At 34.8% G+C, this 19,720-nt stretch carries 16 protein-coding genes and 1 tRNA gene; 4 read left to right on the forward strand and 13 right to left on the reverse strand.

What is annotated here, in order from left to right; translation table 11 throughout:
• Window positions 1–54: 54 nt before the first annotated feature.
• From Q1A60_RS06085 to prfB, 12 genes are all read right to left on the reverse strand, one after another.
• Window positions 55–891, reverse strand: a complete 837-nt coding sequence (locus Q1A60_RS06085) for a LytTR family DNA-binding domain-containing protein (RefSeq protein WP_299765085.1) — start codon at window positions 889–891, stop codon at window positions 55–57.
• 268 nt (window positions 892–1,159) lie between these two features.
• Window positions 1,160–1,235 (reverse strand) — tRNA-His (locus Q1A60_RS06090).
• Window positions 1,236–1,345: 110 nt separating this feature from the next.
• The gene (locus Q1A60_RS06095) at window positions 1,346–2,419 is read right to left on the reverse strand and encodes a M28 family metallopeptidase (protein ID WP_299765083.1); all 1,074 of its coding nucleotides are present in this window, start codon (window positions 2,417–2,419) and stop codon (window positions 1,346–1,348) included.
• Between the two features lie 122 nt (window positions 2,420–2,541).
• Window positions 2,542–3,660, reverse strand: coding sequence for a DNA polymerase III subunit beta (gene dnaN / locus Q1A60_RS06100; RefSeq protein ID WP_299765081.1), 1,119 nt, complete (start codon window positions 3,658–3,660; stop codon window positions 2,542–2,544).
• Between the two features lie 121 nt (window positions 3,661–3,781).
• Window positions 3,782–5,476 carry a gliding motility-associated ABC transporter substrate-binding protein GldG gene (gene gldG / locus Q1A60_RS06105; protein WP_299765079.1) on the reverse strand — a complete coding sequence of 565 codons (1,695 nt, stop codon included), beginning with the start codon at window positions 5,474–5,476 and terminating at the stop codon, window positions 3,782–3,784.
• A gap of 9 nt (window positions 5,477–5,485) precedes the next feature.
• Window positions 5,486–6,211 carry a gliding motility-associated ABC transporter permease subunit GldF gene (gene gldF / locus Q1A60_RS06110; RefSeq protein ID WP_299765077.1) on the reverse strand — a complete coding sequence of 242 codons (726 nt, stop codon included), beginning with the start codon at window positions 6,209–6,211 and terminating at the stop codon, window positions 5,486–5,488.
• A 339-nt stretch (window positions 6,212–6,550) separates the two neighbouring features.
• The gene (locus Q1A60_RS06115; protein WP_299765075.1) at window positions 6,551–7,003 is read right to left on the reverse strand and encodes a hypothetical protein; all 453 of its coding nucleotides are present in this window, start codon (window positions 7,001–7,003) and stop codon (window positions 6,551–6,553) included.
• 184 nt (window positions 7,004–7,187) lie between these two features.
• Window positions 7,188–9,623 (reverse strand): TonB-dependent receptor, encoded by a 2,436-nt coding sequence (locus Q1A60_RS06120; protein ID WP_299765073.1) that lies wholly within the window; start codon window positions 9,621–9,623, stop codon window positions 7,188–7,190.
• A 91-nt stretch (window positions 9,624–9,714) separates the two neighbouring features.
• On the reverse strand, window positions 9,715–10,068 hold the full coding sequence (locus Q1A60_RS06125) for a hypothetical protein (RefSeq protein WP_299765071.1): 354 nt from the start codon (window positions 10,066–10,068) through the stop codon (window positions 9,715–9,717).
• A gap of 49 nt (window positions 10,069–10,117) precedes the next feature.
• Window positions 10,118–10,459, reverse strand: a complete 342-nt coding sequence (gene arsC / locus Q1A60_RS06130; protein WP_299765070.1) for an arsenate reductase (glutaredoxin) — start codon at window positions 10,457–10,459, stop codon at window positions 10,118–10,120.
• A gap of 47 nt (window positions 10,460–10,506) precedes the next feature.
• Entirely contained in the window at window positions 10,507–11,124 is a 618-nt protein-coding gene (locus Q1A60_RS06135; protein WP_299765067.1) for an HAD family phosphatase, read from the reverse strand.
• 58 nt (window positions 11,125–11,182) lie between these two features.
• Window positions 11,183–12,287 (reverse strand): peptide chain release factor 2 gene (prfB, locus tag Q1A60_RS06140; protein WP_299765065.1). Its coding sequence is split into 2 segments (ribosomal slippage): window positions 11,183–12,223 and window positions 12,225–12,287, totalling 1,104 coding nucleotides; the frame shifts between segments, so codons are not numbered across the junction.
• A 139-nt stretch (window positions 12,288–12,426) separates the two neighbouring features.
• On the opposite strand from prfB, the gene Q1A60_RS06145 reads away from it, so the two are divergent.
• The 4 genes from Q1A60_RS06145 to Q1A60_RS06160 all read left to right on the forward strand — a co-directional run bounded on the left by Q1A60_RS06145 (window position 12,427) and on the right by Q1A60_RS06160 (window position 18,396).
• Complete coding sequence (locus Q1A60_RS06145) at window positions 12,427–13,518, forward strand: hypothetical protein (RefSeq protein ID WP_299765063.1); 1,092 nt, start codon at window positions 12,427–12,429, stop codon at window positions 13,516–13,518.
• 99 nt (window positions 13,519–13,617) lie between these two features.
• The gene (locus Q1A60_RS06150; protein WP_299765061.1) at window positions 13,618–16,017 is read left to right on the forward strand and encodes a zinc-dependent metalloprotease; all 2,400 of its coding nucleotides are present in this window, start codon (window positions 13,618–13,620) and stop codon (window positions 16,015–16,017) included.
• Between the two features lie 48 nt (window positions 16,018–16,065).
• Window positions 16,066–17,088 carry a GntG family PLP-dependent aldolase gene (locus tag Q1A60_RS06155; RefSeq protein WP_299765059.1) on the forward strand — a complete coding sequence of 341 codons (1,023 nt, stop codon included), beginning with the start codon at window positions 16,066–16,068 and terminating at the stop codon, window positions 17,086–17,088.
• 201 nt (window positions 17,089–17,289) lie between these two features.
• Window positions 17,290–18,396, forward strand: coding sequence for an OmpA family protein (locus tag Q1A60_RS06160; protein ID WP_299765057.1), 1,107 nt, complete (start codon window positions 17,290–17,292; stop codon window positions 18,394–18,396).
• A 135-nt stretch (window positions 18,397–18,531) separates the two neighbouring features.
• Here the strand turns inward: Q1A60_RS06160 and Q1A60_RS06165 are convergent, their stop codons facing one another.
• Window positions 18,532–19,710 carry an aspartate aminotransferase family protein gene (locus tag Q1A60_RS06165; protein ID WP_299765055.1) on the reverse strand — a complete coding sequence of 393 codons (1,179 nt, stop codon included), beginning with the start codon at window positions 19,708–19,710 and terminating at the stop codon, window positions 18,532–18,534.
• Window positions 19,711–19,720: the final 10 nt, after the last annotated feature.

Genomic DNA, 19,720 nt, shown 5'->3' on the forward strand with positions numbered 1-19,720 from the left:
TTACTGAATGGTCGTGTATTTATAACTGAATAGTTGATAGTCTTTTTACATCTATTATTGAAACCAATCCATAAAGGCTTTTCGTTTGTAACGACTAATATTGATTTCTGAAATAGCATCGTTTTTGATAAAAGCTTTTAACCGAATACGCAACTTGCCATTTTCAATCTTTTCAATTGATTCTACAGTATCTTTATGAATGATGATTTGTCGATTAGCTCTAAAAAATAATTGATCATTTACTTTTTCTTCGAGTTCGTTCAATGTAAAGTCAGTGTTAATAGTAGTACCGTTATTTTGAACTGTATATACAATCTTGTTTTCGCTATAAAAACATGCAATATTTTCATAAGTAAGCTTTGTTATTTTTGCACCGCTTTCAATAGTAATCTCTGCATCCTTTGTAGATAATTTATATAAATTGTATATATCTTGAGCATACAATAAACCTATGAGAATAAAACATAATAACAAGGTGATTAGTAAACCAATTAACATATAGTAGAATTCTATCTCTCCATCTAAAACTATTTCTACAATAGTATTTGCAGGAATATAGATGATGGTAATATATCCTAAAGTAGAAATCATAAACCTTGCGATCGTAGCAATCTCTACCTTTCTAGTAAAATACTTTTTTTTGTGAAATTTAAAATTAAGATCCGCTATGATTCCAACGAGAATAGATAAAATAATAGTAAACAGAAAACCTTCTAAGGGAAATCTATACGATGTATTATCTAGAAAGTTATCACTTGCAGCTATATGATTTGCGACTAAAGAGAAAATAACCAATACAATTGCTTTTTGCAACCAAGGCCATATAGAACTACTGGTATATGTAGTTCCTACTGATTTGATTATATTCTTAGTAGAACGTGATGTACTCATAAATGAGAAACTCTTTTTAGTCAGATTCAAAAGTAAAGAATAATTTTTCTATAAAAATTTTATCAAAAAAGTATTTGTTAATGATATGTTTCTTTTATTAAATCTAATCAAATTTTGGTTTGAAATTCTAAAAAAGAATTACGAATTAGAACGTATATAATACGCTTTAAGTAGGAGAGAGGCACGCCATCATTTCGAGTGCAGTCAAGCACTCAGGAAAGTGTATAAACAAAAAAAGCCTTTCATTTCTGAAAGGCTTTGCTATTTTGGGTGAAAGACCGGTCTCGAACCGGCGACCTCCTGAACCACAATCAGGCGCTCTAACCAACTGAGCTACAATCACCATTTTAATTAGCGACTGCAAAGATAAACAATATCATCACAATGACAATAGTTTTATAAAAAAAAGCTCCATAAAATTTATGAAGCTTTATATTATATATGAGCTAGTGTTTTATGGTTTTGGCACTGCTTTATCTACGACTGGACGTTCTTTTCTATTTGCTAATTCCCAGGCAGTTGCAAAAATAAGTTGTACACGTCTATGGTATAAAGGATAATTAATTTTATCTGCCGTATCTGTTATTTTATGGTAATCTTCATGCACCCCATTAAAGTAAAAGATGATAGGTACATTATGCTTTGCAAAATTATAATGATCAGAACGGTAGTAAAAACGATTTGGTTCGTTTTCTGCATTATAGCGATAGTCCAAATTCATATTGAAATACTTCATGTTTACAGCAGCAGAAATTTGGTGTAGTTCTGTACTTAACTTATCAGATCCGATGAGGTATACATAATCATTATCATTAGGATGTTCAAAATCATTACGACCAATCATGTCTATATTAAGATCTGCAATGGTGTTTTCAAGAGGGTATACTGGATTTTCAGCATAATACTTAGAACCATACAGTCCTTTTTCTTCACCTGTTACGTGCAAGAAGAGGATAGAACGTTTAGGAGGATATCCATCTTTAATCGCTTGTTTAAAGGCCTCTGCTATTTCTAAAAGTGCAATCGTACCAGATCCATCATCATCTGCGCCATTGTAAACATTTCCTTTAGAGTCCATTCCTACATGATCTAGATGTGCAGATATCACAAGTACTTCTTCTGGTTTTTCTGATCCCTTGATAAATGCAAGTACATTTTCTGAATCATTTAAACCGCTATTTCTTCTAAAAAACTCTTTGGGTACTTTTTGAAAGTAATTTCCATCAGGTGTACCAGATGCTATCTCAATTTCTTTATAATAATTGCGTAAATATTCAACAGCCTTTTTTTGACCTGGATCTCCTGTATTTCTTCCTTCCATTTCATCACCCGCATACACATAGAGCATTTCTTTCAGTTCTTCTTCTGTAATGGTTTCCATATAGGTTGGAAGTACTTTGTCGCCATCGCCTTCAAGTGAGGTAACATCTATATATACAGGTTTTTCTGGAGTAGTAACTGTTTTTTTTGATTCTTTACACGAAATCACAATAGCACTACATGCGAGTATAAGAAATATTCTTTTCATTAAAATCTAATTATTAAAGCAGCTAAAGTACTCAAAATTAATGGGAAAATACTATGGAAATACCAATCAAAAAAAGAGCGACTTCCTTTTGTGAAGTCGCTCTTTAGTAATTAACACTTAATCTAGTTATTGAGCATTACAGGCATTACAAGCATCGTAACACTTTCTCCTTCGTCTAAGCCGTCTATAGGAGTTAAAATACCAGCTCTGTTGGGTAATGACATTTCTAAAGAAACATCATTGGCATTCATATTATTAAGCATTTCTGTTAAGAAACGCGAGTTAAATCCGATTTGCATATCGTCGCCTTGATAATCACACGTAAGACGTTCTTCTGCTTTATTGCTATAATCGATATCTTCTGCAGAAATATTAAGCTCTGCACCAGCAATTTTTAAACGTATTTGGTGTGTTGTCTTATTTGAAAAGATAGACACACGACGCACAGAATTTAAAAACTGATTACGATCTATGGTCAGTCTATTAGGGTTTTCTTTAGGAATTACAGCTTCGTAGTTAGGATATTTCCCATCAATAAGACGGCAAATAAGCTCTACGTTATCAAATGTATACCTAGCATTAGAATCATTATAGGCAACCGTTACGTCATCATCATTAGCTCCAAGGATACTCTTTAATAAATTAAGAGGTTTCTTTGGCATTATAAATTCAGCAGTTTGTGAAGCGGTTACATCGGTACGATTGTACTTTACAAGCTTGTGTGCGTCTGTTGCGACAAAGGTAAGTCCGTCTGTGGCAAATTGAAAGAAAACACCACTCATTACAGGACGTAAATCATCATTACCACTTGCAAAAATTGTGTTGCTTATCGCTGTGGCTAATACGCTACTAGGGATTTTTACAACACTTGGATCTTCAAGAGATACAGCATTTGGAAATTCAGCACCATCTGCATATGCTAATGCATACTTACCATGATTTGAGCTTATCTCTACAGTGTTATTTTCTTCCTGTGTAAAGGTAAGTGGTTGCTCAGGGAATGTCTTTAAGGTATCTAGAAGTAATCTTGCTGGTAATGCAATAGTTCCTTGATCTTCAGACTCCACTTCTAGTTTAGACATCATTGTAGTTTCTAGATCTGACGCAGAAACTGTAAGTGAATTACCATCCAATTCAAATAAGAAATTATCTAAAATGGGAAGTGTATTGCTATTATTGATGACCCCTCCTAAAACCTGTAATTGTTTGAGTAAGTATGAACTAGAGACTATAAATTTCATAGTAAATATTGGATTGCTATTGCAAAATTTGAAATTGTTTGAAATTGTATTTCTGATATAGAAATACCTACTTACAAATATATTTTAAATGCGACGGTCTAAGAAAGAAACTTATCAACAGCTATCTTGCGTACTTACGTTTTCGAATGGTGAAAAATAGTACGCCAAAAATGAAAATAAAAATCAACGGAAGCCCTATGGTTAAGGCTTGCCACTTGTTTATAGTATCAGCAACTTTTGGAGTATCTAAAAATGGGAGTGCAATCTCTTTGCTTCGTATGTTAATAAGACCATTATCGTCGAGAAGATAATTGACTGTGTTTAGCAAAAACTCTTTATTTCCGTATTGTTTTCTAGTAAAATAATCAAAACCTAATTCTAAAGGATTCCCTTTACTGTCAACATCATTTGCGATAAGATCACCATCTGCAATCACTACCATTTTAGATGGGTTAATTGCGCTTTCGCGAAAGCGTATACTATCCATTTTAAAGGGTAGAACTCGATTTTTAAATGCAGATTCAAAACTCCCTTCTAAGAGAACCGCAAGCGGTTGTGGTCCTGCTTGATAATCTTGCTCATTTGGTTCAATAGATATTTCGTCTAGGGATATTTCTTTGGGAGTCCCTTCAAGTTTAGTAAGGATACTGGATGATAATAAAACCGTCTTCTCTAGAGAAGAGGTATTATTGAGCAGTTCTATCTGATTGGCATAATTAAAACGTACAGGGCGTTCTATATTAGTATTGATAGGATGTGTGTTAAAAGAAGGAGTAACCGGCTGATAAAACCAAGGAAGTTGTTGGTACTTTGATTGGCTTCCATCACCTGAAGCAAGACTTAAAGGTGCGGAATATAAGTCTTTAACTAACACAGGGTTAATGCGAATGCCATATTTAAAAAACTGATCATTTAAATTCAAGTCCCTAGGAAAGGCCAATGCTTTTCCATCTGGATTTCGCAAGCTGTCGTTTTCCATGGCTACTGCATCAATAAGCCATAAAGAATTACCACCGCTAAGGGTGTATTGGTCTAAAACAAATTTTTGTGCATCTGTAAATGCTTTGGTTGGTTTTGCTACAACAACTAGATCAAAAGTATTTTGTAATGCTCGTAAGGCTCTTTCAGGGTTTTCAGATACCGCACTCATTGGAAACGGAGCGATACTATAGGTCTCACCTAGTTTGCGAAACATATCTGCAATCTTAGCATCTGGTAATTCGCCATTATCTTTTAATACGGCAATGCGCTTGGTTTTTGCATTTAATATGCGATTGAAGCCATCTATAAATGCATATTCTAGATTTTGAATAGAAGCATACACAAATTGTTCAGGAGAAGCGCCTGCAATATTTTTTATAAGTGATATGGGGATGGCTTTTCCATTATGGTTTGCTGTTGCCCATGGATACAGTGTCTGCGTTTTTTTTTCGCCATTACGTTTTACAGTAAGTGGGAGCGGAGCCATACCAAAACTAGCAAATTGTTGCGCAACGATACTCGCATCAGCGCCATCTTCAACTGGGTTTGAAATCGCAAAGGATACATTAGGATTATAATTTGAAATCTCTTCCAGTAAATAACGTGTTTCGTTTTGAAGTTTTCTAAACTCTGGCTGAAGGTCTCCTTCTAAAAATACATCTACAATAAGCGGACTTTGAATTTGATCTATCACAGCTTTTGCAGGATCGCTTAAGGTGTATCTTTTATCTTGAGTGAGATCATACCGCTTGTGAAAAAAAGACGCTGCATAATTAATGCCTATCAGAATAATGATAGCAGGAATAAGAGCGGGTATTTTTTTAAACGTTTTCACGAAAGTGGACTATCTAGTTTTTTGAAGTTTATTTTTAGTTAGGTATATGAAAAAGGCAATAATACTTATAAAATATATACAGTCTCTAGTATCTATAACACCTCTGCTAATGCTGTCATAATGTGTTTGCATACCAAAATTAGTAATCCATGTTCTAAAATTTCCTGGTAGGTAACTGGCAATACCTTCTATTCCGAAATAGAAAATAAAGCAGAACATAACAGCAAGTATAAAAGCTACAATCTGATTATCTGATAGGGTAGAGGCATATATTCCCATCGAACAAAAACTTGCCGCAAGAAGCACTAATCCTAGATATGACCCTATGGTGACTCCTACATCTAAATTCCCTACAGGATTTCCTAATTGATAGATGGCTACTACATATATTAGTGTTGGGAGTAATGTAATGATAAGTAGGAGTAAAGCTCCAAAATACTTGCCTAAAACAAGTTGTAGTGTTGAAATAGGTTTTGTTAAAAGCAGCTCTAAAGTTCCTGTTTTTTGCTCATCACTAAAACTACGCATGGTAATTGCTGGGATGAGGAATATGAAAATCCAAGGGGCTAATTGAAAAAAAGGCGCTAAATCTGCAAATCCAGTACTAGGGATATTAAATTCACCTTCAAATACCCATAAGAACAATCCAGTTACAACAAGAAATAAGCTAATTACTAAGTACCCAACAGGGGAAGCAAAAAATGAATTGATTTCTTTTTTTAATATCGCTAACAAAGGCTCTATTTTATAAGGGGTTATTCAATTTGTAAATCTAGTGTAGTTTTTTTAAACTGTAAAAGTTTTATTCATAAATAGTGATACTGGTATAACTTATATGTATTGTAAATATTTTATGATATGTTTAAAAAGAGTGTAAAAGAGGCTGTCTAAAAAGCAACTTAATACGTCATTCTGAATTCATTTCAGAATCTTATCACATTAATTATCAATTTAATGAGAAACTGAAACAAGTTCAGTTTGACGATGATTACATCTTTTTTAGACAGCCTCTTTTGTTTTATTACTGAATTATCGTATTAACCCCTAATGATAACTAGTAATACATCATTGATTTTAGTTTCCACCACTACAACTTGTATAGTAAGAGTAATGTACATCACCAACAGAACCCATTGAAACAGGTGCTAAACCTGTACCCCAGCATACATAAGTAACACAATTTGCTCCATCGTCAGAAGTATATGGTTCGCCTTGTTCACACTGTGTGTCAGATACTCTGTTTTGAGAACTAGAAGTATTAATGTCAATTTTGGGGTCATTCACTTCTAAAACATCATAGATGTCATTTATTTTAGAAATAAAACTTTCTGAATTTTTAAAGCCAACTGTTATAACTTTATCTTCATCAGTTAGTATGGCTTCATACCCATCGGTGTTAAGTTGATCTACGATTTTTTGGTTTAAAGAGATCGTTTCTAATGTTTCAACTTCGTTAATTTCAACTTCTTCTGTTGAACATGCAATTGCTAAAAAAATACATAAAATGCTTGTGATTCTTAATTTCATAATTAATAGTTTTAGAATTATTATTTGATACCCCAAAACTAGTATGAGTATATAAGTGCTACAATCTATCTATTCCAATATTCATGAATAAAGAAATCGAAATTCATGAAAATTAATAATTGATATATAAAAGTGACAAAATAGGACTGTTTGATACTAAGTATTTTACATTTTGTAAAAGAGATTATCCTTCAAAATCTTCTCCGTCGCCGTTAAAACCTCTACCAGAACCGTTTCGTTTTTTCTTTTGATTGAAACGATATGTAAATGATAAATTGATAGAACGTTCTCTAAACTGAAATTCACTTTCTCCTGGGAAAGGAAAATTGATAGTAGATCTACGAACTCTAGAGTTAAAAATATCTCTAATATTAAGTGCTAAAGAAGCTTTTTCTTTGAATAAATCTTTACTAAATGCAAAGTCTGCAGAGAAAATACCTTCATTTTCACTTTGGGCATTTACAGAGGGACCGCGATAATTGATACGTGTTTGCCAATCAATACGCCATGGCAATGTATACTTATTATTAAGTCTGGCTGTCCAAGTAAAGTTACTTGCCCCAAAATCAATACCATCAAACTCACCAGCAGTTTCAGAGTTAAATACATTTACGTTGGCATTTACTCTCCATTTTTTTGTAGGTGAGTAGGTGAGTGTTGCTTCAGCTCCAATCCTATCATTTCTTGAAAGATTAACTGGCGTTCTCGTTAAAACATCTTCTTCTTCGCCATTAACTACCGTAGTTTCTCCTGTCTCTAAGAAAACAAATTGGAAAGTATCTTCCGTACGTCTAAAAAATATAGAACCATTAAGGGTAAGTGATTTGCTTATCTTATTAAGGTACCCCAGATCAACTCCATTTGATAAACTTGGATTAAGGTTTGGGTTTCCTTGGAAGAAGGTAGTAGCACTCGTCCTAGATGGGAATGGATTTAAGAAGAAACCACGAGGCCTCCTAATACGTCTATTATATCCAAAACTAACTGTTTCCTTTTCGTTTAACTCATAATTTAAATTTACCGTAGGAAAAAAATTAGTAAAATCTCTACTATTAAAGTCGCTTACAGTTTGTTGGTCAATTTCAATATCAGTATACTCCATACGTAAGCCTAATAAGAAATTGAACTTATTTATCTTACTTCCGTATTGAGTGTATAGTGCATGAATATTTTCTTTAAAGATGAGACTGTTGGTAAGATCTGTATTTAATAATAAGTCACCATTTTCATTATCCTCATCAATACTATTATCAAACACAATAAAATCAGTATCTAAATCTCTTATGTTTCCTCGATATCCAGCTTCAAAACGAGCATTGTCTCCTAAAGGCTGTACAAAATCTACTTGTGCAAAAAAACGTTTTTGATCTTCTATAGTCTCATTGGTCTCTAGTTCCGTTGGAGTACCTGTATTTAGAGAACTATTTCTAATATCTACAAATTCTGTTTCTTCTGAATTTTCATATTGAAACTCTATAGAGAGATTTCCATCATTCTCCCATTTTTTATCAAAATTTAAACTGAATTGGGAGGTGAGATCTTCTTCTGTTTCTGGAGCAAAGCGTTGTGATAAAAAGATATCGTCTCCGCTAGTCTGAGTAATATTATTTAGCGATTCATTCTCATTATCACTATCTCTAACTACCGCAGCAGCAGTAATACTTGTGTTGTCATCTATATAATATTCAACGCCAAAATTAGCTGTAAGGCCTCCACGTTCTCTAGTAAATTCTCTATCTTCAATCAAAGAACCACCTTCCTGTATACGACTTGTAAACGTATTGCCTTCAGAACCTCTAATATTATATCCTCCAGTAGCAAAAATATTGAAATCTCCAGTTCTATAGTTTACATTTCCAGAAATCCCTCTAGTATCAAAGTTACCAATGTTTGCAGTAACGGCTCCATTTAACCCTTGTAATTTGCTACGTCTAAGAATGATATTCAATATTCCTGCACTTCCTTCGGCATCATATCTCGCAGAAGGAGATGTAATCACTTCTACACGCTCTATAGATTCTGCTGGCAGTTGTCTCAAGGCATCGGTTCCACTTAGTCCTATAAGTCCAGACGGTTTTCCATTAATTAAGATACGAACATCACCATTACCTCTCAAAGCAACATTACCTTCAACATCGACTGTTACAGATGGGACATTATCTAATACATCAGACACAGAGGCTCCTCGTACAGTAAGATCTTTACCAATATTATAAATTTGCTTGTCTAGTTTGTATTCTACAGTGGTTTTTTCTGCAATGACAGTAACTTCTTCTAGTGTGGCTGCATCAATCTCTAAATTAATCGTACCTAAAGAAGTATTCTTAAATAGTTTTTGATCTTTTAATACTACAGGTTGAAAAGAGATATATTCGATTTTGATATCGTATAGTCCTGCCGGTGTTTTAATAGAAAATGTACCATTAGTAGTTGTTATTCCTCCATTTACAGCTTCTGGATTACGTTTGTTTATAAGAGTAATAGTTGCATATTCTAAAGGAATAGCCCCTTCTTTATCTTGAACTTTACCAGAAAGTGTAATTTCTTTTCCTTGTGGCGATTGTGCCTGAAGAGAAAAAACGAAAAGTAGAAGTAATACAAAAATGATGGTCGATTTCATTATTTTGGTAATTTTCGTCGAAATTACTCCATAAAAAAACGCTAGTTGTTAAACTAGCGTTAATCTGTATGTTAAACAGGAGTTAAAGAAATTATCCTTTTCTAAGTTCTCCGGCTAATTCTTGGAATTTTGCATATTGAGTTTCATCAAGTATGTTCTTCATATTTAAATCTTCTCTGTCGTTTATTTTCTTAAGTTTTTCTGCTTTTAAATCTGCAGTCATACCCGTAGATTCAGTAATTGTTTTTCTAGACTGAGCAAATACACCCATAATTTTAGTTATAGAAGAAACTTGTTGAGGAGATAAATTTAGTTTTTGAGTAAGCATCTCAACAACTCCAGTTTGTAATGCACTTTTTGCAGATGGTGTCTGAGTAGAAACCTGAGCTTGAGCAACGCCTAATCCTAGGAAACATAGCGCTACTATTGCGATTATTTTTTTCATAATGAATAAGTAATATTATTTAGATAGAATTTAATTTTATGGTGTGAATTTACAAAATAGATTTAATATTTGAGGGTGGACGTCCAATAATTGCCTTTTTTCCATTAACAACGATAGGTCTTTGTATGAGTTTAGGATGCGTAGCAAGTGCTTTTATAATCTCATTATCAGTTAGTTTTTTACCCTTGTAGCTTTCTTTCCATATGGTTTCATCTGTACGAACCAATTCCATAGGTTTAATCCCTAAAGTGTCAATAAGTCGTTCTAGCGTAGGAACAGGCAGTTGCTCGTCCATATATTTTATAATTTGGAAAGGTTTGCCAGAAGCTTCAACAATGGCTAATCCTTCTCGGCTTTTTGAACATTTTGGGTGGTGGTAGATTTTAATCATAATGGGTTTGCTTTCGCGAAAGCGTACTAAAATTAATGGGTTATTATTTATATTATAATTCCTAAGGTTCTTAATTGTATTTCTAGAGTAGGCGCATTTTTAAAATGAATTCCCGTGATACCAACAGCTTCACAACCTTCTATATTTGCATAACTATCATCTATAAAAACAGCTTCTTCTGCATGTATATTATAACGATCAAGCATGAGGTTGTAAATAGAAGCAAATGGTTTACGCATGTTCTCATCGCCAGAGACTAGAATTCCTTCAAACCATTGTAGCCAGGGAAATTTTGCAATGGCTTTAGGCCATGTTTCTCCACTCCAATTGGTTAATGCTAGTACTCTATAGTTTGGATTATCTACTAATTTTTTCAAAATCGCTAAGGTGCCTTCATGTACATAGCCCAACATTTCTTCCCAACGGCCATAATACATTTCTATGAGTTCTTTATACTCTGGAAATAATGCGATCCGTTCTTCGGTGGCTTTGGCTATAGGATAACCAGCATCCTGATTTACATTCCAATCCCAAGCACAAATATGTTGTAAAAACCAATCCATTTTTGCACGATTGCCTCTAAACTCTTTGAGATATACATATTCCGGACTCCAGTCTATTAAGACACCTCCTAAATCAAATATGATTGTTTTTATTTCTTTCATAATTCTTTTCCACTTTCCTGCCTACCAGCAGGCAGGCGCGAAAGCGTATATACTTCGATTATAATTGGTCACTTGCTTCTTCTTGCCCCATGGCCATAAGGTAACTCTTTAAAAAAGCATCAATTTCTCCGTCCAATACTTTTTCTGGCTGTCTGTATTCATAATTAGTACGGTGATCTTTCACACGTCTATCGTCTAATACATAGGATCTTATTTGAGATCCCCATTCTATTTTCATCTTACTCGCTTCTATATCTTGGCGTGCTTCCATACGCTTACGCAACTCAATTTCATATAATTGCGATCGAAGCATTTGTAACGCTGTCGCTCTATTATCATGTTGAGATCTACTGTCAGAACAAGAAATTTTAATGCCACTCGGGAAGTGGGTAAGTTGTACTTTAGTTTCTACCTTATTTACATTTTGCCCACCAGCTCCTGAGGATCTTGCGGTCACAATTTCATAATCAGCAGGATTTAAATCAATCTCTATCGTATCATCTACAAGTGGATATACATATACAGAAGCAAAAGAGGTGTGACGCTTAGCGTTGCTATCAAAAGGAGAAATACGTACCAGTCTATGAACGCCATTTTCACTTTTAAGCCAACCAAAAGCAAACTCTCCATCGATCTCTAATGTGACTGTATTAATACCTGCAACATCTCCTTCTTGAAAGTTGAGTTCTTTGACTTTATATCCTTTCTTTTCAGCCCACATCAAATACATACGCATAAGCATACTTGCCCAGTCACAAGCTTCTGTTCCGCCAGCTCCTGCAGTAATTTGTAATACAGCACTCATTTCGTCACCTTCTTCAGAAAGCATGTTTCTAAATTCGATGTTTTCTAATAAATCTAAAGTAGTTTCGTATTGTTTTTGTACTTCTTCTTCAGAAGCATCTCCATCTTTTGCAAATTCATAAAGAACTTCGAGATCTTCTGTTTGAGATTTTACAGTCTCATAATCTTTCACCCATTTTTTCTTAGAACGGAGTAGTTTCATAAAAGCTTCCGCTTCTTTTGCGTTGTTCCAGAAATTTGGGTCAAATGTTTTTTCTTCTTCGTTTGCTATTTCAATAAGCTTTCGATCTATGTCAAAGATATCTCCTTAAGCTTTCTATACGCTCTTGGAGTGATTTTAATTGTTCTGCTGTAATCATAATGGTTATAAAGTAGATATCAAAAATAAAAGATTACAATAGATTTTCAATGATTAAATTGAGATACTTATAAAGTTCGTGATGTAATTTTTTTAAATTACATCGACATAGCTATGTATACACTTTAAAAACTACCGCTATGTTACGTACCTCTTATGCTTTATTTTTACTGACACTATTTTTATTTTCTTGTAGTTCAGATACCGTAGAAGAAGAATTGCTTATTTCGAATGCAACAACGATTTCTCAAACAGTTGACGACACACAAAATCAAGATAAAATTCAATTATCTGAAGGAGTTAGAGAAATACTTGGCGCCGATGGTTGTACAAATGTAGTTGTTGTTAATGGTCATGCATATGCTACTTGCGGAAATACAATTCAAATTGCAGAGCTAGCGACAGATCAGCGTAGTTCTGTTGCCATTGCTGCCGATGATATAACGGTAGATCCCGTAAATGAATTATTATTTATACAAAATGGAACGACCATTCAAATGCTTACCTATACAGATCCCTTAGTACCAGAAGTCGTAGCTACAGTATCTGCAAACTTTGCTATTTTTTCTGGACTATCTGCTGCCAATTGTGTCCTAGCAGTTTCTGGAGGTGCTGGTGGATCTAATACACAAATCTTTAATTATTCAGCTTCACAAGGAACATTAGAACTTGCTACTAATGGAATTCCTATTGTTGATAATCGTACGGGAGCTCCAGACGTTTTTGTAAGACCCGTTTCTGGAGGTGCACAAGGCTTTTATTCACAGGATTTAGGGAATGTAGCAAATTGGGGAATACAGATTGTAAATTTTAATGGGGCAGGCGCTGTGCTATCTACACCTGATGTAGTGGTATTAACATCAGGGCAATTTCAAGGACCATTTGGCGCTCCTTTTGGGCCAGCAAACTTCCCTGTAGAAAGTGAATATCTTAATGGAAGCCTATATGTAGCAAATTTTGCTGCAGAAGGTGTAGAAGTCATTGATCTTGATAATAACAATGCCGTATCTCAAATACCGCTAGGGTATGAACCTACAAATATTGGTACAGATGGAGAATTCCTTTTTGTCGTAGGTGTTACTAATACTGAGGTAGATGTGATTGATCCATCATCTTCCAGTGTTGTTACTTCTTTAGGAACGTTAAATCAACCTACAGGTATTGCTGCAAATGAAACACATGTCGCTGTCGCAGATCAATCATTAGGTCTTGTTGTTATTCCAAGATCATAGTTGTTTATAACTGTTTATATTTTGTAAGAGAGGATTTCTAATTCTGCTTTCGCGAAAGCGTACAAACCACTATCTTAGGTCTCTTCAAATTTAAGCGATATGAGAAAGACGTTACTAGTGTCAATGATAGCTGTATTTTATGCTGTAATTGCTAATGCCCAATTCTTAGAAGGAAAAACAAATCTTCAAACACAAGAAGGATATTTTAAGATGCATTATGATGAAAGTGCAGATAAGTTATACCTAGAAGTAGATAGAATAGATCAAGAGTTTTTATATGTACATTCATTACGTACAGGGCTTGGATCTAATGACATCGGGCTTGATAGAGGGCAACTAGGAGGTTCTGCGATTGTGTATTTTAAAAAAGCTGGTAATAAATTATTATTAGTACAGCCGAATCAAAATTATAGAGCTAATACGTCCAACGAATTAGAACGTAGGTCTATACAAGAAGCATTTGCGACCTCTGTATTGTTTGGTTTTCCTATCAAAGAAACCAAAGGGAATACCTATATCATTGATTTTACCCCATTCCTAATGGAAGATACGCACGGTGTAGCCAATCGTTTAAAATTTCAAAAAGAAGGTGGATATAAAATAGATAAAAATAGAAGCGCTCTAGCGATGGAACGCACAAAGAGCTTTCCAAAAAATACAGAGTTTGAAGCACTATTAACCTTTAAAGGACAGCCTACAGGTAGAAACCTTAGAACAGTAGCACCAGATGCTTCTTCAGTATCACTTATACAACATTACTCTTTTGTCGAGTTACCTGATGATGGTTATACACCAAGAGCCTTTGATCCAAGAGCAGGAAATATCTCTACTAGCTTTTTAGATTATGCAACGCCTGTCCAAGAACCTATCCGTAAGCGATATGCCAATAGACACCGATTAATCAAAAAAGATGCAAATGCAGCAGTAAGTGAGGCTGTAGAGCCTATTATCTATTATTTAGATCCAGGAACCCCAGAGCCAGTACGCTCAGCCTTATTAGAAGGTGCTCGTTGGTGGAATCAAGCATATGAAGCTATTGGATTTAAAGATGCTTTTCAAGTAAAGATGTTACCAGAAAATGCAGATCCTATGGATTTACGTTATAACGTAATACAATGGGTGCATCGTAGTACCCGCGGATGGAGCTATGGCGCTAGTGTAACTGACCCTCGTACTGGAGAAATTATTAAAGGACATGTAAGTTTAGGAAGTTTGCGAATTCGACAAGACTTTTTAATTGCTCAGGCACTTATGAATAAACCTTTTGCGCAAAGCGACACAAACTATCAACCTATGTTAGAAATGGCACTAGCACGTATACGACAGTTAAGTGCTCATGAAGTGGGACATACGATTGGTTTTGCACATAACTTTGCGGCAAGTCCAAATGGGAGAGCCAGTGTGATGGATTATCCACATCCTACATTGCGTTTAAAGAATGGAGTGGTTGATTTTTCTGATGCATACGCCACAGGAATAGGTGCATGGGATAAAGTAACGGTTGCCTATAGTTATGGTATTGTTCCTACGGGCATGACAGAAAGTGATTATTTAAATAATGTACTAGAAACAGCCGAGAAAAATGGCCTGCGTTATATTACTGATAGTGATGCACGACCACAAGGAGGCGCACATTACAAAGCACATCTTTGGGATAATGGAACGCAAGCAGATGAAGAACTAGAAAATGTACTAGAACTGCGTAATCATGCTATAACTAATTTCTCTGTAGATAATATTCGAACGAACGAACCGTATTCTGTGTTGGAAGATGTTTTTGTGCCTCTTTATTTTTATCACCGTTATCAAACAGAAGCTGCGGTAAAAATGATAGGAGGATTAGATTATAATTATGCAGTAAAAGGAGATACCCAACTTAAAGTAACAGAAGTGCTAGATGCTAAAGCGCAAAAACAAGCGCTAGCAAGTGTGCTCAAGACACTAAAAGCAAGTACCCTTATGATCCCTAAAGATAAATTGACATTATTTCCGCCTAGAGCTCATGGGTATAACCGAACACGTGAAAGTTTTAAAAGTAATACGGGTGTTGCTTTTGATGCATTAGGGACTGCAGCAACAGCAAGTGATATGACGTTAGGGTTATTATTACATCCTGAACGTGCTAACCGATTAGTGCAACAAAAAGCAGTAGATTCAAAACAAGTAGGCTTACAAGACATGTTGGAAATGCTTGTCAAAGAAACAATAATGGCAAATGAGAAAGATGCCTATAAAAAACAAGTTCAGACTACGGTTAATTATAATGTAGTGAAGCATCTTTTAAATTTATATGTGCATCCAAGAGCAATTCCTCAAACAAAGGCCACTGTAAAATATGTATTACGATCTGTTATTGTACCATCGTTAAGTACTACAGATATTAATGATATAAACATAAAAGATCAAATCAAGAAAACACTAGATAAACCAGAAACCTTTAAAGTATTGCCTTCTCCAAAAATTCCAGATGGTTCTCCTATTGGATGTTTTCAGGAGTAATGAGTATGTTTTATTAGGAATAGTCAAATAATATATTGCTATAATTTTATGAAAATAGATTTACGATCAGATACACTTACAAAACCAACTCCAGAAATGTTGGAGTTTATGATGAATGCAGAAGTAGGCGACGATGTATATAAAGAAGATCCGTCTGTAAATGAATTAGAACGTCGTATTGCCGAGATGTTTGGGATGGATAGTGCATTGTATTTCCCGACAGGGAGTATGACCAACCAAGCAGCTATAAAAATTCATACACAACCTGGAGAACAATTAATAGCAGATGCGTACGCTCATGTCTATAATTATGAAGGAGGAGGTGTTTCTTTTAATAGTGGTGTTTCTTGTAAACTCCTTTCTGGAAATAGAGGAATGATTACTGCTTCTCAGGTTGAAGAGGCTATCAATCCTCCAGATTTTTATCATAGCCCGTTGACGACCTTAGTTTGTTTAGAAAATACAACCAATAAAGGAGGAGGAGCTTGTTATGATTTTGAAGAGATTAAAAAAATTAAAAATGTATGTGATCATCATGAATTAGGTTTTCATCTAGATGGAGCGCGTTTATGGAATGCGATGGTAGCTAATAATGAAAATCCAAAACAGTACGGAGAAGTTTTTGATACGATTTCTGTGTGTTTATCTAAAGGATTAGGAGCCCCTATGGGATCTGTATTAGTAGGGAAACAACAATTTATGGATAAAGCAATCCGAGTGCGTAAAATATTAGGCGGAGGAATGCGTCAGGTTGGGTATATGGCTGCAGCAGGTATTTATGCATTAGATCATCATATCGATAGGATGGAGATTGATCATACAAAAGCGAAAGAACTTGGAGCGCAATTAGAGAAATTAGATGTTGTGGCTTCTGTAGAGCCTATTGATACTAATATTGTCATTTTCAATCTTTTAGAAACGCCTTCAAAACACGATTTTATGAAGCAATTGTCTGAAAGACAAATAGCTATAAGCGATATGGGACAGGGGAAGTTACGTATTGTCACTCATTTTGATTATTCTAAAGCCCATCACGAACGTTTTCTGACGTTTTTAGCCGAATTTGAATAGATGATTTTCTTTGAATTTTAGTAGTAAATGTAATTGTACTAGTTAAAAATGATGTGATTTGTGTCATTTGACGATATTTTAGTGTATTTCATCCATGTTAAAGCTTTCTTAATTTATGTTAAAGCATGTGTTAAAATGAATCATATATTTTTGTACTTTTAATATGATTTCCAACACATTAACTTTAAACTATCAATTATTATGAAGAAAATTTTATTATTATGTTCTGTTTTTGGTCTTGTTTTCGCATCAGCGAACGCTCAAGATTTACCAGCAAATCCAGAGCCTGGAAAATGTTATGTACGTTGTACTACTCCTGATATTTACGAAACTCAGACGGTACAGATTCAAAAGACTCCAGCTTATAAAGTATTAAAGACAGTTCCTGCTCAATACGAAACTCAAACAGAGAGAGTATTAGTTAAAGAAGCTTCAAAGCGTCTTAAAGTAATACCAGCTACGTATAAAACTGAAACAGTATCTTATGTAAAAAGTACATCGGGATCTTCTTTAAGAATTATTCCTGCTTCTTTTGCTAATGGATCTGAAACTATCGAAACGAAATCTGCATATGCTCAGTGGGAATTAGGTGCTCCAGCTCCTGATTGTGCTTCTAGTAATCCAGATGATTGTCGTTACTGGTGTTACAAAGGATACCCAGCAGAATACCAAACGGTTTCTATCCGTACGTTAGCTGCTGATGCTTCTGTACAGTCTACTCCAGGTGGATCTAAAGATGCTACGTATACTAAAAGAGTAGTTGATCAACCAGCTCGTGTAGTAGAAGAAGAAATTCCTGCAGAGTATGCAAACATTACAAAAACTGTACTTACAAAAGATGCTACAACTACAGAAGAAGTAGTTCCTGCTACATATACTACAGTTTCTAAAGAAGTTCTTAAGCAAAAAGGAGGATTAACTACTTGGAGAGAAGTAGAATGTGCTCTTGTTGAGTACCAAGCACTTCCTATCAACTGGAATACAAACAGCGCAACACTTACATCTGCAGCTAAAAACATAATCGATACTCGTTTATTACCTTTATTAGCTCAAAACCCAGGTGTAAAATTAGAGATTGCTTCTCATACTGATTCTAGAGGAAATGCATCTTCTAACCAAGATCTTTCTGAGCGTCGTGCACAATCAGTAGCTAACTATTTAATTTCTAAAGGAATTAATAATAGTTTATTAGTTGCTAATGGATTTGGAGAGCGTAAGCTTAAAAACAGATGTGCTGATGGAGTTTCTTGTACTGAGCGTGAGCATGCTGCAAACAGAAGAACTGAATTCCGTTTAATAAATAACTAAGATTATATTCTATATAATCAGCCAAATGAAAAGGCGTTTCTTCATTGAAACGCCTTTTTTATATTTTAAGTTTATTATTTAAAAAGATTATTTCTTAGTATGCTTTCGCGAAAGCGTATATAAGAGGATTAAAAGTTACTGAATTTCATTAAGTACGTTAAGTAAAATGGCACAGCCTTCTCGAATTTCATCTTCAGATATTGTTAAGGGTGGTGTAATACGAATAGCTCTTTCTTCAAAAAGTAACCAGAATAAGATAAGACCTTCTTCTTGGCATCGTAAGATCACTTGTGTTGCTATTTCTGCTGTAGGTGTGAGTGCAGCAAGCATAAGACCTTTTCCTCGAATTTCAGTAAGTAATGGATGTACTAATAATGTTCTAAAAAGTTGTTCTTTTTTGAGGGTGTCTTCAATGAGTGTAGTTTCTGTAATTTCTTGTAATGTAGCCAGCGCGGCAGCAGCAATTACAGGATGCCCTCCAAACGTCGTAATGTGTCCTAATTTTGGATTGTCTGATAATAGTTGCATATGTTCATACGAAGCTGTAAAGGCTCCAATAGGCATTCCGCCACCCATGCCTTTTCCCATGACTAGAATATCAGGAACTACTTGATAATGTTCAAATCCAAAAAGCTTTCCTGTGCGTCCAAAACCTGGTTGAATTTCATCAAGAATTAATAATGCACCTACAGATTGACATCGCTCTTTAACTTTTTTTAAAAAATTGTGTTGAGGTTCAATAAAACCAGCACCACCTTGTATTGTTTCAAGAACGACAGCGGCCGTTTTTGTAGTAATACGTTCTAAGTATTTTTGACAATTAAACTTTATAAAAGAAACGCCACCTATGACGGGTTTAAATGGGGCAACACGCTCTTCATGACTCATAAGGCTTAAAGCGCCATACGAATTACCGTGGTAGGCATCTAAAGCAGCAATAATCTCACTACGACCTGTCACTCTTCGAGCTAACTTTATAGCACCATCTATAGCTTCTGTTCCACTATTTACAAGGTATGTGCTATTAAGCGTGTCGGGTAATAATGAAGCTAATAACTTTGATAATTGTATAGGTGCTTCTTGTGCATATTCCCCATATACCATTACATGAAGATAAGAGTCTAGTTGTTTATGAATAGCCTCTTTTACTCTTGGGTGTTGGTGACCTAAACTACAGGCAGAAACTCCTGCAACAAAATCTAGGTATCTTTTTCCATTTTTATGATAAATATAACTCCCTTCGGCACGGTCTACCTCAAAACTTAATGGGTGTGGTGTTGTTTGTGCTTGATATTTTAGAAAATCAGATTTCATACGCTATAGG

The organism is uncultured Dokdonia sp. (assembly GCF_947492535.1).
Lineage (GTDB): Bacteria > Bacteroidota > Bacteroidia > Flavobacteriales > Flavobacteriaceae > Dokdonia.

What these genes read in the sequence shown, in the direction of transcription:
- Q1A60_RS06085 (WP_299765085.1), bottom strand. Translation starts at nt 891, where the DNA reads ATGAGTACATCACGTTCTACTAAGAATATAATCAAATCAGTAGGAACT.
- Q1A60_RS06095 (WP_299765083.1), bottom strand. Translation starts at nt 2,419, where the DNA reads ATGAAAAGAATATTTCTTATACTCGCATGTAGTGCTATTGTGATTTCG.
- dnaN (WP_299765081.1), bottom strand. Translation starts at nt 3,660, where the DNA reads ATGAAATTTATAGTCTCTAGTTCATACTTACTCAAACAATTACAGGTT.
- Q1A60_RS06115 (WP_299765075.1), bottom strand. Translation starts at nt 7,003, where the DNA reads ATGAAATTAAGAATCACAAGCATTTTATGTATTTTTTTAGCAATTGCA.
- Q1A60_RS06120 (WP_299765073.1), bottom strand. Translation starts at nt 9,623, where the DNA reads ATGAAATCGACCATCATTTTTGTATTACTTCTACTTTTCGTTTTTTCT.
- Q1A60_RS06125 (WP_299765071.1), bottom strand. Translation starts at nt 10,068, where the DNA reads ATGAAAAAAATAATCGCAATAGTAGCGCTATGTTTCCTAGGATTAGGC.
- arsC (WP_299765070.1), bottom strand. Translation starts at nt 10,459, where the DNA reads ATGATTAAAATCTACCACCACCCAAAATGTTCAAAAAGCCGAGAAGGA.
- Q1A60_RS06135 (WP_299765067.1), bottom strand. Translation starts at nt 11,124, where the DNA reads ATGAAAGAAATAAAAACAATCATATTTGATTTAGGAGGTGTCTTAATA.
- Q1A60_RS06145 (WP_299765063.1), top strand. Translation starts at nt 12,427, where the DNA reads ATGTTACGTACCTCTTATGCTTTATTTTTACTGACACTATTTTTATTT.
- Q1A60_RS06150 (WP_299765061.1), top strand. Translation starts at nt 13,618, where the DNA reads ATGAGAAAGACGTTACTAGTGTCAATGATAGCTGTATTTTATGCTGTA.
- Q1A60_RS06155 (WP_299765059.1), top strand. Translation starts at nt 16,066, where the DNA reads ATGAAAATAGATTTACGATCAGATACACTTACAAAACCAACTCCAGAA.
- Q1A60_RS06160 (WP_299765057.1), top strand. Translation starts at nt 17,290, where the DNA reads ATGAAGAAAATTTTATTATTATGTTCTGTTTTTGGTCTTGTTTTCGCA.
- Q1A60_RS06165 (WP_299765055.1), bottom strand. Translation starts at nt 19,710, where the DNA reads ATGAAATCTGATTTTCTAAAATATCAAGCACAAACAACACCACACCCA.